Genomic DNA, 19,457 nt, shown 5'->3' with positions numbered 1-19,457 from the left:
TGAAAATTAAATAAATTTGAGAATTTGAAAATGAGAACTTGTTATAATCAATTTTCAAATTGGTACATTTTCAAATTATCTAATTCATTTTACGAAGTAATGGACTTTGTCTGTATCTTTCTTCCTGATATTCTTCGTAAAGGTTCTGAAGGGTTTCAGAGATTTTCCCATACCCGATTTCTTTCCCCCAGCTTAATAATCCTTTTGGATAATTAACGCCTTTCTGCATGGCCAGTTCAATATCTTCATCATTGGCAACGCCTAATCTTTTGGCTTCAACCGCTTCGTTGATCAGCATAGAAATGATTCTCAAAAAGATCTGCTGATATAAGGCGTCATCTTTCACGGCTAAAGGTTTTTCTGCTCCTTCGCTGTAATCGTAGAAACCTTTTCCTGTTTTTCTGCCGTGAAGTTTGGCTTCAGACATTCTTTGCTGTAATAAAGAGGGCTTGTATTTCGGATCGTAAAAATAATCTTTGTAAACAGTGGTTGTTACGGCAAAGTTGACGTCTACTCCAATAAGATCCATCAATTCAAAAGGTCCCATTTTGAAGTTACCCAATGTTTTCATGGCATCATCCACCTGTTCCGGTGTTGCGATGTTTTCTTCAACAATTCTAAGGCCTTCCCCATAATAAGGTCTGGCAATTCTGTTGACAATGAACCCGGGAATATCTTTAGCAATAACAGGAGTCTTCCCCCATTCTTTCATGAGGTTGTAGATTTTCTCTGCTAATGTTTTTTCTGTTAATAAGGACGGAATGACTTCCACTAAAGGCATCAATGGAGCGGGATTGAAAAAGTGAATTCCGATGAAACGCTCCGGTTTCTTGAGTTCTGCACCAAGAGAGGTGATAGAGATAGATGAGGTATTGGAACTGATGATACAGTTTTCTGAAACATAGTTTTCAAGTTCTGTAAACACCTTCGTTTTAATATCTTTGTTTTCAATAATTGCTTCAATGATTAATTCACAATCCTTGAAATCTTTCAATTCTGTAGCAATGGAAATATTAGCTAAAATTTCAGTCATTTTCTCTGCCGAAATTTTTTGTTTATCCACCAATTTGGTGAGCGTTTTTTCCAAACCAACTGTTGCCGTTTCTACTTGTTTTGCGTTGGCATCATATACCCATACTTTGCATCCGTTCGTTGCGGCTACCTGTGCAATGCCGATTCCCATGGTTCCGGCACCGATAATTCCTACATATTTCATAATGTAACAGTGTATCAATGTAACAATGTAACAATCATTGTCATGCTGAGCTTGTCGAAGCATCTCATTGATAAACTGCTACATTGGTACATTGTTATATTAGTTCTTATTTTCCTTTATAATTAGGTTTTCTTTTCTGTAAAAAGGCATTTACCCCTTCGATGAAGTCTTCTGTTTCTGCGGCTTCCTGCTGAAGATCTCCTTCCAGCTCAAGCTGTTCTTTCAGGGTGTTGTTATAAGAATTGGCAAATGCTTTTTTCGTAAGCTTAATGGCTGCTGTCGGCATGTTTGCCATTCTTTCAAGAATTTCCATAGATTTTGGAACGAATTCTTCTTCACTGAAAACTTCCGCTACAAGACCATAAGATTTAGATTCTTCTGCAGATAATTTTTTACCTGTAAATGCTAAATAATTGGCTAATTGTCTGCCTAAAAGCTTAGGTAAGAAGTATGTTCCTCCTGTATCAGGAATCAAACCGATATTTGAAAATGCCTGAGCAAAATATGCTTTCTCGTTAGCTAAAACGAAGTCAGAGATTAAAGCCAGCATAGCTCCGGCTCCTACTGCCGGGCCGTTTACTAAAGCGATAACCGGTTTTTTGCAACGGGTAACTTCCATTACCAAAGGGTTATAGTAGTCTACCACAATTTTTCTGATAATGTCACGATCATGGTGTTCTTTGCCTGCCACAAAAGCTTCATCCAGATTCTGACCTGAGCAAAATGCTCTTCCTCTTCCGGAAATGGCCACACATCTAACGGTTTCATCTTCGCTGCATTCTTTAACAAAATCTCTAAGATCTGATAAAGCAGGTTTGGTAAGAGCATTCATCGTTTCCGGTTGATTAAGATATGCGATTTTCAGCTTTCCGTCAAAATGCGTTTCAATATCAAGTTGTGTATACATAGTTTTTATTAATTTATTATTTAACAACGCACTAATTTAACAATATAAATCAATGTAACGGTCTAATAATTTAACATTCTAACAATTCCTTCGTTATGCTTTGCATAGCCGTAAAATTTGTTGTGTATGGGTTGATTATTCATCAATGACATTTAAAATAATCAAATGGCTCCAGGCAGTCTAAGCATTGATAAGAGGCCTTACACAAAGTAGACCCAAATCTGCTGATCTGTTTGGTATGCTCGGAACCACAGCGCGGACATTTTTTCGGTTTTCCGATGTGGTGTTCGTCTGCTCCTTTTTCGGGAGGAGTGATTCCGTAAACACGGAGCTTTTCTCTCGCTTCATCAGTAATCCAGTCTGTTGTCCAGATCGGAAACATCTTGGTGACTACTTTGGCATCCCATCCGTTTTCTTTCATCATTTTGATAATATCCTCCTCAATGGTAAACATGGCAGGACAAGCGGAATAAGTAGGTGTAATGATCACTTCACAGGTATTTTCACCTGTAATCTGTGCATCTCTTACAATTCCTAATTCCACAATATCAATAACCGGAATTTCCGGATCGGGAATGGTTTTTAATAAATCTAAAAGCTGATTCATATTTTATTTTTTATCAGAATCAAGGATTATTTTCATTGCTTTCTGATAATCTAAATTATCTGTTATGCCGTTGTGATACTGATCTTTTAATACAATCAGACGATCACCTTTTTTAAAGTTATTTTTAAGTTTTAAAGAGGCTTTATAGTTAATAACCTCATCTTTATCACCGTGAAAAATAACGACTGGTGACTTAACGGTTTTTAAATATTCACAAGTCTCAAAATTATATTTCAGTAAAAACTTTGGAAGGAATGAAAATTTCTGATTCATTTCATCTTCCATACTGTAATATGGTGCCTGTAAAATCAATAATCCTGCATTATGCATGGATGCTAATTTTGCAGCTAATCCTGTTCCTACAGAATATCCCAAAATAATAATTCTATTCTCAGGATATCGTTTTAAAAGCTCTTTGTAAGCATTCTCAACATCCGAAAAAAGCTGGTCTTTACTGTTAATTTTATCTTCGCTTTTTCCATATCCTCTGTAATCAAGTATAAACGTATCATAGTTCATACTCCGATATAATGGAGCTACTTCACCCCAACCTTTTATTGATCCTCCGTTTCCATGAAGATAAAAGATGACTCCTTTTGGGTTTTGTGCTTTGAATAAAACAGAGCTCAAATGCTTTCCATCCTGCATTTTAATGGGTGCTTCTTCAAAGTCACCATCAAATGTAAACTTGTAATTTTCGGGTAACTTTTCAGGATAAAAAATAATTTTCTCCTGATAGAAATAGATTCCAACACATAGTATCACATAGGCTGCAAGAAAAAAAGCCAATATCCCAAGAAGCAACTTCTTCATAATTTACTACCACGTACAGCCAGGATACGCTCTCTGCATATACTGAAGCTCACAAAGAATATATCCGAAATACTCTGTATGGTATCCTGTTCTTGATTTTGGCTGCATGAAAGGATTTTCCGGATATTCTAAACCGAAGTCTGCAAAATCTTTCTTTGTAATGGAAAGAAACTCTTCGTAAAGAACGTCTGCATTGGGAGCAATGTTCAAGGCAACAAGGTCGTCTTCACCTTCTGTTTTAGCAAAAAGCCCCTTTGTATATTCCCAGATATTTTCAATAGCTTTTACCAAACGGGACTTACTTTCTTCTGTTCCCTGCGCGAAGATTTTCATCCAGGATGCAGCGTGTGTATAGTGATATCTTACTTCTTTCAATGATTTTTGAGCAATGGCAGCTAATTCTTCATTAGCAGAATTGGATAAAGCTTCATACATCAGTTTTTGATATACAGACAATACATATACTTTAAGAATAGTCTGTGCATAATCTTCATTAGGAAGTTCTGTCCAATGTGCGTTAACGTATTCATGCTCGTATCTTAAAAATGCGATATCATCTTCGCTTTTGCCATTGTCAATCACTCGTGAAGCATAAACGTAGAAGTTATTGGCCTGTCCCAGTTCATCCAACGCAATATTCGTCAATGCAATATCTTCCTCCAGGTAAGGGCCTTCACCGCACCATTCGGACAAACGCTGTCCCATAATGAAACTGTCGTCTGCTAGTTTTAATAAATAATTATATAATGGGTTCATTATTTTTTTATTTGAAAATTTGAGAATGAGTTAATTTGAAAATAAATGAATCGTCTTAATTAAAAATTTGAGAATAATTAACTTGGTTAAGGTCATTTTCAAATTTTCAAATTAGTACATTTTCAAATTATTAATCTACATATTTTTTACGTCGTTTGGAATCTCGTAGAACGTTGGGTGACGGTAAAGTTTATCATCAGCCGGATCAAAGAATGCTTCTTTATCTACTCCCTCTGAAGTCACAATATATTTACTTGGAACCACCCAAACAGAAGTTCCTTCTTTTCTTCTTGTATAAACGTCTCTTGCATTCTGCAAAGCCATTTCTGCTGTGGGTGCCTGTACAACTCCAACATGTTTGTGAGATAATCCCGGTTTAGTCTGAATAAACACTTCCCACATATCTAAATTTGCCATAGTCAAATAAATTTAACAATGTATCAATGTACCAGTTTAACAGTGAGATGCTTCGACAAGCTCAGCATGACAAAGATTGTTACATTTCCACATTGGTATATTGTTACATTATTATATTACTTCTTTTTGTTGTTTCTCTGCAAAAGCAGCTGCTGCTTCTTTTACCCATGAATTTTCTCTTTGCGCTTTTCTCTTAGTTTCGATACGCTTTTTGTTGCAAGGTCCGTTTCCTTTTAAGATTTCCATGAATTCATCCCAGGGAAGTTCTCCGAAATCATAATGCTGTCTTTCCTCGTTCCATTTCAGATCTTTATCAGGAATGGTTAATCCTAAGAATTCAGCCTGAGAAACAGTAACATCGATAAATCTCTGACGAAGACTGTCATTACTTTCTCTTTTTACTCTGTAATTCATAGAGATTTTAGAGTTGGGTGAGCTGTCATCATTAGGTCCGAACATCATCAGAGCCGGCCACCAGAAACGGTTTAATGAAGCCTGAGCCATTTCTTTCTGTTGTTTTGTTCCACGGCATAATGCCATAAGAATTTCATATCCCTGTCTTTGGTGGAAAGATTCTTCTTTACAGATCTTTACCATCGCTCTTGAATAAGGACCGTAAGAATTCCCCATCAGCATTACCTGGTTCATAATTGCAGCACCGTCTACCAACCAGCCAATGGCTCCGATATCTGCCCAGCTTAAGGTAGGATAATTGAAAATACTTGAATATTTTGCTTTTCCTTCCAGCATATCATCATAGGTAGCATCTCTGTCTGCCCTGATGCTTCCGTCTCCTAACGTTTCAGTGGCAGAGTAAAGGTATAAACCATGACCTGCTTCATCCTGAACTTTTGCCAGAAGAGCCATTTTTCTTCTTAATGAAGGCGCTCTGGAGATCCAGTTAGCTTCCGGCAGCATTCCTACAATTTCGGAATGCGCGTGCTGTGAAATCTGACGAACCAATAATTTCCTGTAATCATCAGGCATTACATCTTTGGGTTCTACTTTATTTTCTTCGTGAACGTATTGAACAAATTTTTCTAAGTCCATAATTTTTTCAATTTAGCAATATACCAGTCTGGCAATGTACCAATGATTGTTACACTGGTAAATTGTTACATTGTTACATTAATTTTTTAAACATCATAATTTAGCATCACCACATTGGTTGTAGGGTGACACTGACAGGTAAGAACGAAGCCTCTGGCTACTTCTTCTTCGGTAAGCGCGTAGTTTTTCTCCATAAAAACCTCTCCTTCCAGAACCTGCGCCTTACACGTACAGCAAACGCCTCCTTTACATGCGAAAGGAACCGGAAGCTGATCTTTCAATGCTTTATCTAAGATACTCTCTTTTTTAGAATTAAGGTGGAACGAATATTCATCATCATCAATGATTACTGTTACCATGCTTTCAATATTGGCAATCGCCTTGAATTCATCACTCATTTCCTCCGTATTTTCTTCATCCGGAGCGGTGAAATATTCGAATAGCACCTGAATAGCAGGTACTTTTTTATCCTTTTTCAGATAGTCTGCAATCCCTTTAATCATTTCTGAAGGACCACAAATAAAATAAGTAGCTTCTTTTACATCAATATCTGTATATCTTTCAAATAGCTGTTCCAGTTTTTCAGCAGAAATTCTTCCTTCGAAAACAGGATCTTCATGCTTTTCACGGCTCACTAAATAAACTACTTTCAATCTGCCGTTAAAAGATTCTGCCAATTTATCAATTTCAGCTTTCTTCATCACGTGATTCATACTTCTGTTGCTGTAGAACAGATAAGCATTTGAATTCGGTTCCTGATAAAGGCTTTCTTTAATATTGGACAAAACAGGGGAAATTCCGCTTCCTGCAGCCAGCCCCACATAAGTTTTCACGTTTGAAGGGTGATAAGAAGTATTGAAACCACCCATAGGAGGCATTACTTCCAGCACTTCATCCATATGAAGATGTTCGTTGAAATAACCGGATACTTTCCCGCCTTCAAGCAGCTTCACCAATACTTCCAGTGTGTTGCCTTTTTCACTGGGAGCATTACAGATAGAGTAAGAACGTCTTTCTTCATTTCCGTTGATCATCATTCGGAAATTCAGATACTGTCCTTGTTTAAACCTGAACTTGTCTTTCAGTTCTTCAGGAATTTCTACCGCCACATTCACTGCTTCGGAAGTATCTTTCTGAACTTTAACTGTTTTAAGTTTATAAAATGAATTCATTATTTTTTTAGTATTCTATTAATTTTTCCACCTTCGCACTTCGGCAAACTGTCCTGGGCATGAACTTTCACTTTCGTAGTAATTCCTACCCTCTTTTTTATTTCGTTTTCTATATTTTTTCCAAAGTTCCCGACAAAATTAAAATAATCATCGGTATTTGATTCTATTTTTTGAGATTTTACCAATTCATCATCGATTTCAACATCAATATCCAAAGCGACACACATCTGTTCTTTCTCTACAGGCGTAAGATAGTAGTTTGGAACCACTCCTTTTACATAAGAAAAAGCATCTTCAATCTGGCTTGGATATACATTCACTCCTCTTACGATCAGCATATCATCTGCTCTTCCTACAACAGGTTTCATCTTCACCATTGTTCTTTTGGCACTTTTATCGTAATAAAGGCTGGTGATATCATTCGTCCAGTACCTTAAAAGAGGCATTGCTTTCTTGGTTAAAGTGGTAATGACCAATACACCTTCTTCTCCAAAAGGCACCGGCTGTTGGGTAACCGGATCTAAAATCTCAGGATAAAAATGATCTTCCCAGATATAAGCGCCTCCCTTCTCTTCAAAATCCTCCATGGAAACTCCCGGGCCGATAATTTCACTTAAACCATAAATATTGGTTGCATGAACACCTAATCTTTCTTCAATATGTCCTCTGATAATTTCCGTCCATGGTTCTGAACCCAGCACTGCATATTTTAGACTGATTTCGTCTGCAGAAATTCCTCTTTTTGTAAATTCATCTGCAATGGTTAAAGCGTATGACGGCGAACAGCAAATGACCTCCGGCTTAAAATCTACAATGAGATCTACCTGTCTTGCCGTCATCCCTCCCGAAATAGGAAGAACACTCATTCCCAGCATTTCAGCTCCGTAATGAAGACCTAAGCCTCCGGTAAAAATCCCGTAACCATACGCATTATGCAGCTGCATTCCTGGTCTTGCTCCTGCGGCATGTAAAGATCTTGCCACCACTTCACTGAAAAGGTCTACATCTTCTTTGGTATATCCTACCACAGTCGGTTTTCCTGTCGTTCCGCTTGAGCAATGAATCCGCTGAAGTTCACTTTTAGGAACGGTAAATAATCCGAACGGATAGTTATCTCTTAAATCCTGTTTGTAAGTAATAGGAAGTTTAGCGATATCCTCAATTGACCTTATATCCTGAGGAGATATTTGCAATGCATCAAATTTCTTTTTATAAAATTCCGACTTCTCCCCCAAATAGCTGATCAGGCTGATCAACCGGTCGGATTGAAGCTGTCTCAACTGATCCAGCTCCAGATATTCAACTGAAAAATCCATAAAACTAACTAACATTTGTTAGGTGTAAATTTAAAAAGATTTTGGAAGCTGGCAAAATTTTTATGATTTTTATCATATTTTGAATGATTCTAAATAAGAAGAAGTCATTAAAATGATGCTCACTGTCATTCTAAGCGGAACGAAGTGGAGAGAAGAATCTTTTAAAAATCTACATTCTATTACGAGATTCTTACTTTTCCAGAATGACAAACAGAATGGTTATTTTTTTTGATTTCCTAACAATCCAAAAAGAATTTTCTCCCTTATTTCGTCGGTAATTTCATCGGTAGAATCGCTGCTTCTTTTGAACCAGAAATAGGAATTATTTAAAGTATGAAGGATAAATCTTGTGGTAAATGACGGAGATTTTAACTCCCAGTTTTCAGCTTTATAGATCTCGGAAATCAGTTCCTCAACTTCCTGCTGGTAGTTTTTTCTTAATTCTACAAATTCGGGAAGTCTTTCTTCAAGATGTTTCCATTCATTGGAATAGATATGGGTAACGTCACGGTTTTTAAGAACAACAGAAAGGTGTTTATCCAATAGCAGGTTCAGTTTTTCCTTCGGTGCAACAGCTGTATTTTTTACTTCCTGAAGTTCATCGAAAAACTCCTGAGCAATGCCAAAGCAAATCCATTCCAGAATTTCTTCCTTTGAACGGATATGGGCGTACAGTGATGCTGCTTTGATATTGAGTTTGGTAGCAAGATCTCTTACTGAGCTTCCCATATATCCTTTCTCTTTGAAAAGTTCTACTGCTACGTTGAGTATTTTTCTCTGTTTTTCTTTTAGTTCCATCTGGTAAAATGCAAAAGTAATTATTCTGAATTAAACTGTTCATTTTTTGCTCAGAAAAAGAAAAAGACGCTTTATTTTCATTGTAATTATCAGGATACTTTACTCTACTATGACTATTTGTTCATGAATTTCAAAGAAATAATTGCAAAACCGGAAAATTTGTCAAGTTAAATTACCGTTAAAAATACAATATCCGGAAAATTTGTCCTATTTTTTTGTAAATTTAATAATTGAACAGTTTTTGCGATACACTCATCGAATAAATGATTAAATAATTGATGGCATTAAGAAACTGAGCCTCAGAATTTGGTTTCTTGATGTTTTTAAAAACTAAACTTAATACAAACCATTACTAAAAATATAAAAGATATGAACTTAAACCAATATACTGTAAAATCGCAGGAAGCCATCCAGGCAGCACAGCAGGTTGCTATGGAATTGGGCAACCAAAGTATCGAACCTCAACATCTCCTTGAAGGAATCTTCCAGGTGGATGAAAATATATCGCCTTTCTTACTGAAAAAATCTGAAGCAGATGCCAATTTGGTAAGAGAGCGCAACCGTGAAAATTTAGAGAAACTTCCAAAAGTGCAGGGAGGAAACATTTATCTTTCTCAATCTGCCAACAAAGTACTGCTGGACGCCCCCAATATCGCAAAGAAAATGGGTGACGAATATGTAACGATTGAACACTTATGGTTATCTCTGCTGGAAACTTCTTCTGAAGTATCCAAAATGCTGAAAGATATGGGCGTAACCAAAAACCTGCTGGAAGGCGCTATCAAAGAATTAAGAAAAGGAAGCAAAGCCACTTCTGCAAGTTCAGAGGAAACGTATCAATCCTTAAATAAATATGCTAAAAACTTTAACGAGTTAGCAGCAGAAGGGAAACTGGATCCTGTCATAGGGCGTGATGAAGAGATCAGAAGGGTTTTACAGATCCTTTCCAGAAGAACTAAAAATAACCCGATCCTTATCGGAGAACCCGGTGTGGGTAAAACTGCAATTGCTGAGGGAATTGCTCATAGAATTATCAGCGGTGACGTACCGGAAAACCTGATGGATAAAACGTTGTTCTCACTTGACATGGGAGCTTTAATCGCCGGAGCCAAATACAAAGGTGAATTTGAAGAGCGTCTGAAATCTGTTGTGAATGAAGTGATCAAATCAGATGGACAGATCATTCTTTTCATTGACGAGATCCACACTTTGGTAGGAGCCGGAGGCGGTGAAGGAGCAATGGATGCAGCTAATATCTTAAAACCAGCTTTGGCAAGAGGAGAATTAAGAGCCATTGGTGCTACTACGCTGAACGAATATCAAAAGTATTTTGAAAAAGATAAAGCGTTGGAAAGACGTTTCCAGAAAGTAATGGTGGAAGAACCGGATACTGAATCTGCCATTTCTATCCTTCGTGGTATCAAAGACAAATATGAGGCTCACCACAAGGTAAGAATCAAAGATGAGGCAATTATTGCTGCAGTGGAAATGTCTCAGAGATATATTTCTGACCGTTTTTTACCGGACAAAGCTATCGACCTTATTGATGAAGCTTCTGCAAAGCTTAGAATGGAAATCAATTCAAAGCCGGAAGAACTGGACGTTCTGGACAGAAAATTAATGCAGCTGGAAATTGAATTAGCCGCCATTTCAAGAGAAGGCAACCAGACCAAGATTGATCATCTTAAAGAAGATATTGCCAAAATTTCTGAACAGAGAAATGAGATCAATGCCAAATGGCTGAAAGAAAAACAGAAAAGTGAAGATCTTACCCAGATCAAAAAAGATATTGAATCTCTGAAACATGAGGCAGAAAGAGCTTCCAGAGCAGGAGATTATGCCAAAGTAGCGGAAATCCAATACGGAAAACTTCGTGAAAAAGAGGAAGAGCTTGCCAAAGTGGAACTTGAAATGCAGAATCATCAGAATGAACTAATCAAAGAAGAAGTTACGGCAGAAAATATCTCTGAAGTGATTGCTAAATGGACAGGTATTCCTGTCACCAAGCTGCTGCAGTCTGAAAGAGATAAGTTATTGAATCTTGAGGCTGAACTGCACCACAGAGTGGTAGGACAGGACGAAGCGATTCAGGCGGTTGCAGATGCGATCAGAAGAAACAGAGCCGGTTTGAGCGATGATAAAAAACCTATCGGATCCTTCTTATTCCTGGGAACAACCGGCGTAGGTAAAACCGAGCTGGCAAAAGCATTGGCAGAATTCCTGTTTGATGACGAGAACAATATGACCAGAATTGATATGAGTGAATACCAGGAACGTCACAGTGTGTCAAGACTGGTAGGAGCGCCTCCGGGATACGTAGGTTATGATGAAGGAGGACAGTTGACTGAAGCCGTAAGAAGAAGACCTTATTCCGTAGTGCTTTTAGACGAAATTGAAAAAGCGCATCCGGATGTTTTCAATACATTACTTCAGGTTTTGGATGACGGACGTCTGACGGATAATAAAGGGCGGGTGGTGAATTTCAAAAATTCTATCATCATCATGACCTCCAATTTAGGTTCACATCTGATTCAGGAGAATTTTGAGAATCTTACGGAGGAAAATCAGGATGAAATTGTGGATAAAACAAAAGACGAGGTCTTTGATCTTTTGAAACAGACTCTGCGTCCGGAATTCCTGAACAGAATTGATGAAATTGTACTCTTCCAGCCTTTAAGAAAGAAAGAAATAGGAAAAATTGTTCAGTATCAGCTGAGAGGATTCAATGAAATGTTATCCAAACGAAACATTATTATGACTTTCACTCAGGATGCCGTAGATTATCTGATGAATAAGGGATATGATCCTGCCTTCGGAGCAAGACCATTGAAAAGAGTGATTCAACAGGAAGTTTTAAACAAACTGTCTAAAGAAATCCTTGCAGGAAACGTAAACGATGGAGACCGAATTACTCTGGATTATTTTGTAGAAACAGGACTGGTTTTCCGACCTGCCGAACAATAAAATAGTTTTTTTCATATACATTATTTTTGTGAATAAGTGCTGCAGATTAAATCTGCAGCACTTATTTTTTTCACTTTTTATCCTAATTATGTGAAATAAACTTATCTTTACAATACTAATAACTAAAACAGAATCAGTATGAAAAAGCTTAAAAGAAACGATTTAAGGAAAATTGATGGCGGCCTTATCGCTCCTGTCATTATGTGTGACGAAAATATGAACTGCCCTGCCAATCTGTGCTGCACTTCAGGATACATTTGCAGGGACTGGAGAAAATATCCATGTATTTAAAGAAAAACGGGGAAATATACTTTCTCCGTTTTTTTATAGAATGAATTGAATTTTCTTTATCAGAAATTGTTATCCTTCACATACAATCCGTAAAATCACGGTAAAAATAACAGTGTAATTCCCAATTTGTGAATACATTTTCTCGAATATTTTTTACGAAATTTGCATATTAATTGAGTTTTACCGTAAACCACTAAGCTATGAATACAGAATCAAACAATCCATTACAACCTGGAATCATGTCAAACGGTCTTATCCAGGCTCTGATCGACAATTACCGTCAAAATCACCTTAATGCTATCAATACCAATTTAGGAATAGATGATGCTCATTCCATCTGGTTTGACCTTCCGAAATTAAAAAGCTTTATTGCAAAGATCGAAGAAGAAGCTGCAAAAGTAGATCCTTCTGCTTCTGAGGAAGATCTTGGAATCAGATTTTATTATGCCACTTATCCGAAACAGGAAAACTGGTCTATCATGGACTCTCACCCTGTTCCTGCAGAATATGCCGGAAAACACACCCTGGTACTGATTCCAACATTGAAAAAAGCCGATGAAACAGGGGAACTTATTGATTATGATTTCAATCCTTTCCAAAATACAGACAGCAAACCTTTAGCATTAAACACGCATTCTGCCAAAGGTATCGAACAAGATGATGACACAGGGCTTGGAGAAAATAATGGAATACTTGTTCCACCAAAAACTCCATTAGGTGAGTCTTTTTAATTGTAAATATAATATATTTAGAACTGTATGACAGAATTCCAGGAATTTGCACAAAAAAGTTTGCTTTGGGCTGAAGGACTTGCTGCAGTCATAGCCATTTTCCATTATAACCGTTTAAAAGAAAAACATTGGAAATTTTTTGTGTTTTATCTGGTATTTATTTTTCTTGGGGAAGCTTATGGCAAGTGGGGAAGCTTTGTACATTTTACAAAAGCTCAGTACTATAACTACCTTTTAATGCCAATTCAGTTCGTATTCTTTTACTGGTTATACGCTGCAAAATCTTTAGGAAAGCCAAAATTATTTTGGATAATATCTATTTTATATCTGCTTTCATTTATTCCCAACGAATTATATTTTTCCAAAAGTAAAATTGTATTTGCATTCAACTATACGTTTGGCTGTCTTATTTTGATGCTTTTGGTAATAATGGAGTATTACAAACAAATTACTTCACAAGAAATTCTCAATTTCAGTAAAAACAAAATGTTTTATATTAATCTTGGGATTACACTATCATATATAGGAACATTGCCTTTTATGTCATTTTTATCACTTCTGGTAAAATATAAGGAAATTTGGGACATATATTTTAGCTATTTCCTGATCTCAGTTTCAGTAATGTATATTTTATTTGCAAGTTCATTTATATGGGGAAAACAGAGCTCTTAATAGTTATTATTCTATTCAATATACTTTTTGTAATGTTTGTAACGGCAGTTTTGGTCTATATCAGAAGTTACAAACAACGCAAGAAGGAACACGTGAATGAAATAGAAAGAAAAAATGAACTTCATCAGAGAGAGCTCCTTTCTACCCAATTGGAAATTCAGCAGGCCACGATGCAGCAGATCGGAAGAGAACTGCACGACAACATTGGCCAGAAACTCACCCTCGTAAGCCTTTATGTACAGCAGATGCTTTATGAAAATAAGGTATCCGAGGCAAGTGAAAGAATTGATCAGGTTTCGCAGATTATCAATCAATCTCTGCAGGATCTCAGAAGCTTGTCAAAAACGTTAACGGATGACAACATCAACCAGAAGGAAATTGTAACTTTGATACAGGAAGAAGTAGATAATACCAATTCCTTTAAAAAATGTCATGTAAGTTTTGAACACAATTTTAAACAACTGGATTTAGGTTTTGTTCATAAGAATGTTCTTCTCAGAATTACTCAGGAATTTATTCAGAACAGTATAAAACATTCCCGTTGTAAAAATATTTTTATCAGCCTTAATACTTCAGAAGATATCCTTTGGGAACTTGATATTCGTGATGATGGAATCGGTTTTGATACTTCACAGATCAAATCCAATGGAATAGGCCTTACCAATATGAAAAACAGAGCAGAAATCATAGGCGCAGGTTTTCGTATGGAAAGCCAGGAAAATAGGGGAACTCAAATCAATATTATCTTAAAAAAACAGTCATGAAAAAATCTATTGTCATTGTTGACGACCATATACTTATTGCTAAAGCTCTGGAAGGAATTATTGGTAATTTCAGTGAATTTGAAGTGATCTATGTAAGTGAAAACGGGAAAGATCTTATCCAGAAATTTGAAGAGGGCAACCCGATTCCTGATATTATTCTTTTAGATATCAGCATGCCTATCATGGACGGTTTTGAAACGGCAGTATGGCTTACAAAAAACCACCCTGATATTAAAATTATGGCACTCAGCATGCAGGGAGATGATAACAGTGTAATTAAGATGATCAGGAGCGGAGCAAAAGGCTATCTGCTGAAAAACACCCATCCAAGAGATCTGGAAACCGCACTTACCAGACTTAATAGCGATGGTTTCTTTTACCCGGATTGGGCTTCCAAAATCATATTTTCCAATTTGAACAAAGAGACAGAAACTGAGATTGCAGTAAGAATTTCCGACAGAGAAAAAGAATTTCTAAAATACACAGTAACCGAACTCAGCTATAAGGAAATTGCAGACAGAATGTGCTGCAGCCCAAGAACAGTGGAAAGCTATCGTGACCAGCTTTGTGAAAAGCTGGATCTCAAAACCCGTGTAGGACTAGCCGTCTTTGCCATTAAAAATGGTTTCGCTAATTAAGTTTTACCGTGAAAAAATTCTTTTAAATATGATTTTAAAAGAAAATAATTTACACAAAAAAATTAAAAACCAAAAATGAATCAGCGAATTCATTTAAATTAAGCAAATATCAATAAATAAGCAAAAACACTAAATAAAACACAAGCAAAACAAGCAAAAATTAACCATAAATCAATAAAACAAAGAAAATTCTTGTATTTTAATTTTAAATAATATAATTTCATATTCTCAACCTAAATGATTTTGATATGAAAAAACTATTATTTGGAGCTTTTATGCTCAGTGTAATGGCTGCATGTAACAATGACAGCATCACCAATCAAAACGAAAACACAACTGACGAAGCAGTAACTACCGAAAGTCTGGTTCAAAGAGGCTGTGCTTCTGAGGAAATCAGACAAGAAGCATTAAAAAGAAGCCCTGAACTCCAACAAAGATTTGCAGCATTAGAAACCAACACAGAAAAATTCGCCAATGACGTGAAGTTTGGAAAAGTTCTTGCCGATGGTACTGTAGAAATCCCGGTTATCGTAAATGTCATCTACAAAACAACAGCTGAAAACGTTTCTAATACAAGAATTGCAGAACAAATTGCTGTACTGAATGCTGATTATTCCGGCACCAACACTGATGCCAGCAAAATCCCGACTGAATTCCAGACGGTAAGCTCAGGAAATACAAAAGTAAAATTCAGACTGGTAAACACCGTTAGGAAATCCACTTCAAAAACAAGCTGGGCAACTAATGATGATATGAAAAAAGCATCTAAAGGAGGAATTGATGCTACTAATCCTACCAATTACTTAAACTTATGGGTGGTTGGTAAAATGACCAGCCAGGGACGTACCATTCTTGGGTATGCCACTTTCCCTGAATCTGCAGGTTTATGGAATGACGGTGTTGTAATTGCCGCTCCATATTTTGGAAAAACCGGAGCTTCTTCACCTTTCAACCTGGGAAGAACCGCTACACATGAGGTAGGCCACTACCTAAACCTAAGACATATCTGGGGAGATGCCAATTGTGGAAACGACCAGGTAAGTGACACGCCTACACAAACTACAGCAAATTATGGAAAACCTTCTTACCCGCTATACAATACCTGCAGCGGCGTACAAAGATCCGTCATGTTTATGAATTATATGGATTATGTAGATGATGCTGCCATGTTTATGTTCTCTGCAGGACAAAAAACAAGAATGCAGTCTGTAGTAGCTTCTTCTGGTGCAAGATCCGGATTAAGAGTATATTAAAATTATAATCCTTTTACATATTTGAAATCTGTCTCAAGTCTGAGACAGATTTTTTTGTCTCCTACTTTGTTTTCATTTCAGAAATACAAATAATAATGAAAAATATTGAAATCAGATCTGCCATTGGACCTACTGGAATAATCTGCCAAGAAAATAAGTGTCTTCTGACTCTTTAAAAAAAACATTTCAGCCCGATTTATTATAAAAAACATTCTAAAAAACAGCAAAATACTAAAATTATTTACACCCAAAACATACTTAAATGTGAAATATAAAACAAGTAGTTGATTTTAACTAAATTCAATACATTCATCATTTACATGATTTAAATTCAATCAAACAGCCTATAAATTAAACATTCGTTAAGTATTTTTAAAAAATAGCTTGCATATTAATTTCAAATACTATAATTTCACATCCTCAACCAAATTATATTATAACGATATGAAAAAATTCTTATTTGGAGCCCTGGTTCTGGGCTTTATGTCGGCGTGCAACAACGACAACTTAACTCATCAAAACGAGACTTCTCCGGATCAGGAAAATACTGTTCCAAGTGCACTTAGAAGAAGCTGTCCGTCAGAAGAAATCAGACAAGCAATGCTTCTGAAAAACCCTTCACTCAAGCAAAAAATAGCTGATATTGAATTCAGTACTGAAAAATTTGCAGAAAATCTTAAAATAGGAAAAGTGTTGGCAGATGGAACTGTTGAAATCCCAGTAGTTTTTAACGTAATTTACAACACTTCTGCTCAGAATGTTTCTGATGCAAGAATTGCAGAACAAATTGCAGTCTTAAATGCCGATTATGGAGCAACCAATTCCGATATTACGAAAATTCCTTCTGCATTTAAACCAGCCGCAGCAGGTGATGTAAAAATCCGTTTCAAATTAGTAGCAACCAACCGCAAACAGAGTACAAAGACAGGATGGAGATCTGATCTGGAACAAATGAAAAAAGCCAGCACAGGAGGAATTGATGCCACTGATGTAACAAAAAACATGAATATCTGGGTTGTCAATTCAATCCTTGATGAAAACAACCAACCCGGAACCTTAGGCTACGCCTATTACCCTGAACATGCAGGGCAATGGTATGACGGTCTTGTCATAGGATATCAGTATATAGGTAAAACTGGTGCTTCTGCTCCGTTCAATTTAGGAAGAACAGTAACACATGAAGTAGGACACTACTTAAACCTTCCGCACCTTTGGGGATCATCTGATGCAGGATGCCAGACGGATTACTCTAATGATACCCCTACATCTCCCGGCCCTAACTATGGAAATCCTACTTATCCTCTGAACAGAGTGTGCGGAGGGGTAAGCCGTTCTCAGATGTTCATGAACTACATGGATTATGTGGATGACAAATCTATGGTTATGTTCTCTGCCAACCAAAGAACAAGAATGCAGGCTGTAGTAGCAGCATCTGGACCAAGAGCAGGGTTAAGGTAATCAAAAAGCTCAGCTAGAATATTATAATAATATTAAAATAGTCTATCTCAATTTTTGGGATAGATTTTTTTAATATTTTTACGCGATTTAAATTTCACTACTACCAAGATGAAAAAAATAGCATTAGCATCCGGAATACTATTGCAATTATGCTTTATTAAAGCACAGGATACTATTCAATCCCGAAATCTCAAGGAAGATCTGGCAGTCATCAATTCAGGGTATACTATTCAGGAGAAAACTCCTTTTTTCCAAAAAGAATGGGTAAAAAAATCAGTAGCTCCTGCCCTTCTTTTTACTGCAGCCGCAGCAACTTGGGGAGAAAAAGAAAATATTCGAGAGGTAAGAAACCGCTATCTTCCCAACTTCAAAGTCAAATATGATGATTATCTGCAATACGCTCCTGCTGTAGCTGTTTACGGATTAAAGCTGGCAGGTGTAAAAGGCCGTAACAATATTGGACGAGCTACTTTATCTTATGGTACAAGTTTAGCCATCATGGCAATTTTAGTTAATTCTATTAAGTATACAGCAAAAGTGGAACGTCCGGATGGATCCAAAAACAATTCTTTTCCATCGGGACATGCTGCTATGGCGTTTACCAATGCAAGCTTTCTCCACAAAGAATATGGTTTGGTAAATCCGGCCTACAGTATTGCCGGATATGGTTCTGCTACTCTTACAGGGCTTGGAAGAAATTTAAATAACAGACACTGGGTTCCGGATATTCTTGCCGGTGCCGGTATCGGGATTATATCAACAGAACTGGGGTATTTTTTTATTGACAAAATTTATAAAAACAAGGGGGATAATTTAAGTATGTTATCCAGAATACAGGGTAACGATTACCCATCTTTTCTTGCGCTGAAAATGGGGACTGCTTTAGGGACAACCAACTTCCTGAAAGAATCTGAACTGGATGATAAAAAACAAATAGGTTTTGAGGGCGGACTGGAGGGTGCTTATTTCTTTTCAAAAAAATGGGGCGTGGGGGCCGATATATCCTTCAGCAGCTTCCCTATTAAATCTCAAAGAATAACATTAGATGACGGGCAGGACTTTGGTGATCATGAAATCAAAACACAATCCATGGGATTTCTTTCTGCCGGCATAGGACCTTATTTTTCTCATGAAATATCAGATAAATGGCAGCTTACGGTAAAGATTACCGGAGGATACGCTGCTACTGCCAATGGAAAAGTATTTGTAAGAGGAGAGGGTATTGATGCTCCCAACCACGAGCTTCAGATAGCCAGCTACAAACCAAAACCAGCTTTCCGATGGAATACTGGTGCTTCTATGACCTACAAGTTCAACCCCGGATTAGGTCTTACTTTCTATACGGATTACAATCAGATCAATTCTACTATCCGCTATTACTTCAGTGATGATATTAAGGAAAGTGCTGAACTGGATCAGGAACTGAACAACCTGATTGCTAAAGAAAAAATCAATTATATTACACTAGGTTTACGATTGACTGCCTATTTTTAAAACAAGAAAGAGGCTGTCTCAAAAGTGTCATTCTGAACGAAATGAAATGTAGTGAAGAATCTCATATGTTTGGTTATCAATGAGATTCTTCCTTCGTCAGAATGACAAAAGCCAGATTGTTTGACTTTTGAGACAGCCTC

General features: G+C 36.9%; 19 protein-coding genes. 9 read left to right on the top strand and 10 right to left on the bottom strand.

What is annotated here, in order from left to right:
* Window positions 1-79 precede the first annotated feature (79 nt).
* From EK417_RS20770 to EK417_RS20725, 10 genes are all read right to left on the bottom strand, one after another.
* On the bottom strand, window positions 80-1,216 hold the full coding sequence (locus EK417_RS20770) for a 3-hydroxyacyl-CoA dehydrogenase NAD-binding domain-containing protein (RefSeq protein WP_136523235.1): 1,137 nt from the start codon (window positions 1,214-1,216) through the stop codon (window positions 80-82).
* A gap of 106 nt (window positions 1,217-1,322) precedes the next feature.
* Window positions 1,323-2,123, bottom strand: a complete 801-nt coding sequence (locus EK417_RS20765) for an enoyl-CoA hydratase/isomerase family protein (RefSeq protein WP_110368063.1) — start codon at window positions 2,121-2,123, stop codon at window positions 1,323-1,325.
* Between the two features lie 142 nt (window positions 2,124-2,265).
* Window positions 2,266-2,730: a 1,2-phenylacetyl-CoA epoxidase subunit PaaD gene (gene paaD / locus EK417_RS20760; protein ID WP_034695803.1), complete on the bottom strand. Its 465-nt coding sequence runs from the start codon at window positions 2,728-2,730 to the stop codon at window positions 2,266-2,268.
* Between the two features lie 3 nt (window positions 2,731-2,733).
* Entirely contained in the window at window positions 2,734-3,543 is an 810-nt protein-coding gene (locus EK417_RS20755) for an alpha/beta hydrolase (protein ID WP_136523234.1), read from the bottom strand.
* A 6-nt stretch (window positions 3,544-3,549) separates the two neighbouring features.
* Complete coding sequence (gene paaC, locus EK417_RS20750) at window positions 3,550-4,299, bottom strand: 1,2-phenylacetyl-CoA epoxidase subunit PaaC (protein ID WP_076596878.1); 750 nt, start codon at window positions 4,297-4,299, stop codon at window positions 3,550-3,552.
* A 135-nt stretch (window positions 4,300-4,434) separates the two neighbouring features.
* Complete coding sequence (paaB, locus tag EK417_RS20745; protein ID WP_027373980.1) at window positions 4,435-4,716, bottom strand: 1,2-phenylacetyl-CoA epoxidase subunit PaaB; 282 nt, start codon at window positions 4,714-4,716, stop codon at window positions 4,435-4,437.
* Between the two features lie 111 nt (window positions 4,717-4,827).
* Window positions 4,828-5,766 (bottom strand): 1,2-phenylacetyl-CoA epoxidase subunit PaaA, encoded by a 939-nt coding sequence (paaA, locus tag EK417_RS20740; RefSeq protein ID WP_034695794.1) that lies wholly within the window; start codon window positions 5,764-5,766, stop codon window positions 4,828-4,830.
* Window positions 5,767-5,852: 86 nt separating this feature from the next.
* Complete coding sequence (locus EK417_RS20735; protein WP_110368061.1) at window positions 5,853-6,938, bottom strand: 2Fe-2S iron-sulfur cluster-binding protein; 1,086 nt, start codon at window positions 6,936-6,938, stop codon at window positions 5,853-5,855.
* Window positions 6,938-8,254 carry a phenylacetate--CoA ligase family protein gene (locus EK417_RS20730; RefSeq protein WP_136523233.1) on the bottom strand — a complete coding sequence of 439 codons (1,317 nt, stop codon included), beginning with the start codon at window positions 8,252-8,254 and terminating at the stop codon, window positions 6,938-6,940. The genes EK417_RS20735 and EK417_RS20730 overlap by 1 nt, the downstream gene beginning before the upstream one ends.
* Window positions 8,255-8,473: 219 nt before the next feature.
* The gene (locus tag EK417_RS20725; protein WP_076596881.1) at window positions 8,474-9,052 is read right to left on the bottom strand and encodes a TetR/AcrR family transcriptional regulator; all 579 of its coding nucleotides are present in this window, start codon (window positions 9,050-9,052) and stop codon (window positions 8,474-8,476) included.
* 369 nt (window positions 9,053-9,421) lie between these two features.
* On the opposite strand from EK417_RS20725, the gene clpB reads away from it, so the two are divergent.
* The 9 genes from clpB (at window position 9,422) to EK417_RS20685 (ending at window position 19,317) form a co-directional block, all read left to right on the top strand.
* Window positions 9,422-12,016 (top strand): ATP-dependent chaperone ClpB, encoded by a 2,595-nt coding sequence (gene clpB, locus EK417_RS20720; protein WP_076596882.1) that lies wholly within the window; start codon window positions 9,422-9,424, stop codon window positions 12,014-12,016.
* Between the two features lie 138 nt (window positions 12,017-12,154).
* Window positions 12,155-12,307, top strand: a complete 153-nt coding sequence (locus EK417_RS21270) for a hypothetical protein (protein WP_168802051.1) — start codon at window positions 12,155-12,157, stop codon at window positions 12,305-12,307.
* Window positions 12,308-12,507: 200 nt separating this feature from the next.
* Window positions 12,508-13,038, top strand: a complete 531-nt coding sequence (locus tag EK417_RS20715) for a hypothetical protein (protein ID WP_136523232.1) — start codon at window positions 12,508-12,510, stop codon at window positions 13,036-13,038.
* A 27-nt stretch (window positions 13,039-13,065) separates the two neighbouring features.
* The gene (locus tag EK417_RS20710; RefSeq protein WP_136523231.1) at window positions 13,066-13,710 is read left to right on the top strand and encodes a hypothetical protein; all 645 of its coding nucleotides are present in this window, start codon (window positions 13,066-13,068) and stop codon (window positions 13,708-13,710) included.
* A gap of 32 nt (window positions 13,711-13,742) precedes the next feature.
* On the top strand, window positions 13,743-14,474 hold the full coding sequence (locus EK417_RS20705) for a sensor histidine kinase (protein ID WP_228402594.1): 732 nt from the start codon (window positions 13,743-13,745) through the stop codon (window positions 14,472-14,474).
* Window positions 14,471-15,112, top strand: a complete 642-nt coding sequence (locus tag EK417_RS20700; protein WP_110368055.1) for a response regulator transcription factor — start codon at window positions 14,471-14,473, stop codon at window positions 15,110-15,112. Before EK417_RS20705 ends, EK417_RS20700 begins: the two co-directional genes overlap by 4 nt.
* A 248-nt stretch (window positions 15,113-15,360) precedes the next feature.
* Window positions 15,361-16,365, top strand: coding sequence for a zinc metalloprotease (locus EK417_RS20695; protein ID WP_136523230.1), 1,005 nt, complete (start codon window positions 15,361-15,363; stop codon window positions 16,363-16,365).
* 444 nt (window positions 16,366-16,809) lie between these two features.
* On the top strand, window positions 16,810-17,823 hold the full coding sequence (locus EK417_RS20690) for a zinc metalloprotease (protein ID WP_136523229.1): 1,014 nt from the start codon (window positions 16,810-16,812) through the stop codon (window positions 17,821-17,823).
* A gap of 108 nt (window positions 17,824-17,931) precedes the next feature.
* On the top strand, window positions 17,932-19,317 hold the full coding sequence (locus EK417_RS20685; protein WP_076596888.1) for a phosphatase PAP2 family protein: 1,386 nt from the start codon (window positions 17,932-17,934) through the stop codon (window positions 19,315-19,317).
* Window positions 19,318-19,457 lie beyond the last annotated feature (140 nt).

It is taken from the genome of Chryseobacterium candidae (assembly GCF_004916905.1).
Lineage (GTDB): Bacteria > Bacteroidota > Bacteroidia > Flavobacteriales > Weeksellaceae > Chryseobacterium > Chryseobacterium candidae.
Note: the sequence above shows the minus strand (reverse complement) of the source record. Positions and strands in the feature narration are given on the sequence as shown.

Excerpts from the sequence above, each read along its gene's own strand:
- paaA (WP_034695794.1), bottom strand. The coding sequence starts at position 5,766 with ATGGACTTAGAAAAATTTGTTCAATACGTTCACGAAGAAAATAAAGTA.
- EK417_RS20715 (WP_136523232.1), top strand. The coding sequence starts at position 12,508 with ATGAATACAGAATCAAACAATCCATTACAACCTGGAATCATGTCAAAC.
- EK417_RS20685 (WP_076596888.1), top strand. The coding sequence starts at position 17,932 with ATGAAAAAAATAGCATTAGCATCCGGAATACTATTGCAATTATGCTTT.
- EK417_RS20755 (WP_136523234.1), bottom strand. The coding sequence starts at position 3,543 with ATGAAGAAGTTGCTTCTTGGGATATTGGCTTTTTTTCTTGCAGCCTAT.
- EK417_RS20695 (WP_136523230.1), top strand. The coding sequence starts at position 15,361 with ATGAAAAAACTATTATTTGGAGCTTTTATGCTCAGTGTAATGGCTGCA.
- EK417_RS21270 (WP_168802051.1), top strand. The coding sequence starts at position 12,155 with ATGAAAAAGCTTAAAAGAAACGATTTAAGGAAAATTGATGGCGGCCTT.
- EK417_RS20725 (WP_076596881.1), bottom strand. The coding sequence starts at position 9,052 with ATGGAACTAAAAGAAAAACAGAGAAAAATACTCAACGTAGCAGTAGAA.
- EK417_RS20700 (WP_110368055.1), top strand. The coding sequence starts at position 14,471 with ATGAAAAAATCTATTGTCATTGTTGACGACCATATACTTATTGCTAAA.
- EK417_RS20690 (WP_136523229.1), top strand. The coding sequence starts at position 16,810 with ATGAAAAAATTCTTATTTGGAGCCCTGGTTCTGGGCTTTATGTCGGCG.
- EK417_RS20765 (WP_110368063.1), bottom strand. The coding sequence starts at position 2,123 with ATGTATACACAACTTGATATTGAAACGCATTTTGACGGAAAGCTGAAA.
- paaD (WP_034695803.1), bottom strand. The coding sequence starts at position 2,730 with ATGAATCAGCTTTTAGATTTATTAAAAACCATTCCCGATCCGGAAATT.
- EK417_RS20705 (WP_228402594.1), top strand. The coding sequence starts at position 13,743 with ATGTTTGTAACGGCAGTTTTGGTCTATATCAGAAGTTACAAACAACGC.
- EK417_RS20770 (WP_136523235.1), bottom strand. The coding sequence starts at position 1,216 with ATGAAATATGTAGGAATTATCGGTGCCGGAACCATGGGAATCGGCATT.
- clpB (WP_076596882.1), top strand. The coding sequence starts at position 9,422 with ATGAACTTAAACCAATATACTGTAAAATCGCAGGAAGCCATCCAGGCA.
- EK417_RS20730 (WP_136523233.1), bottom strand. The coding sequence starts at position 8,254 with ATGGATTTTTCAGTTGAATATCTGGAGCTGGATCAGTTGAGACAGCTT.
- EK417_RS20710 (WP_136523231.1), top strand. The coding sequence starts at position 13,066 with ATGACAGAATTCCAGGAATTTGCACAAAAAAGTTTGCTTTGGGCTGAA.
- paaB (WP_027373980.1), bottom strand. The coding sequence starts at position 4,716 with ATGGCAAATTTAGATATGTGGGAAGTGTTTATTCAGACTAAACCGGGA.
- EK417_RS20735 (WP_110368061.1), bottom strand. The coding sequence starts at position 6,938 with ATGAATTCATTTTATAAACTTAAAACAGTTAAAGTTCAGAAAGATACT.
- paaC (WP_076596878.1), bottom strand. The coding sequence starts at position 4,299 with ATGAACCCATTATATAATTATTTATTAAAACTAGCAGACGACAGTTTC.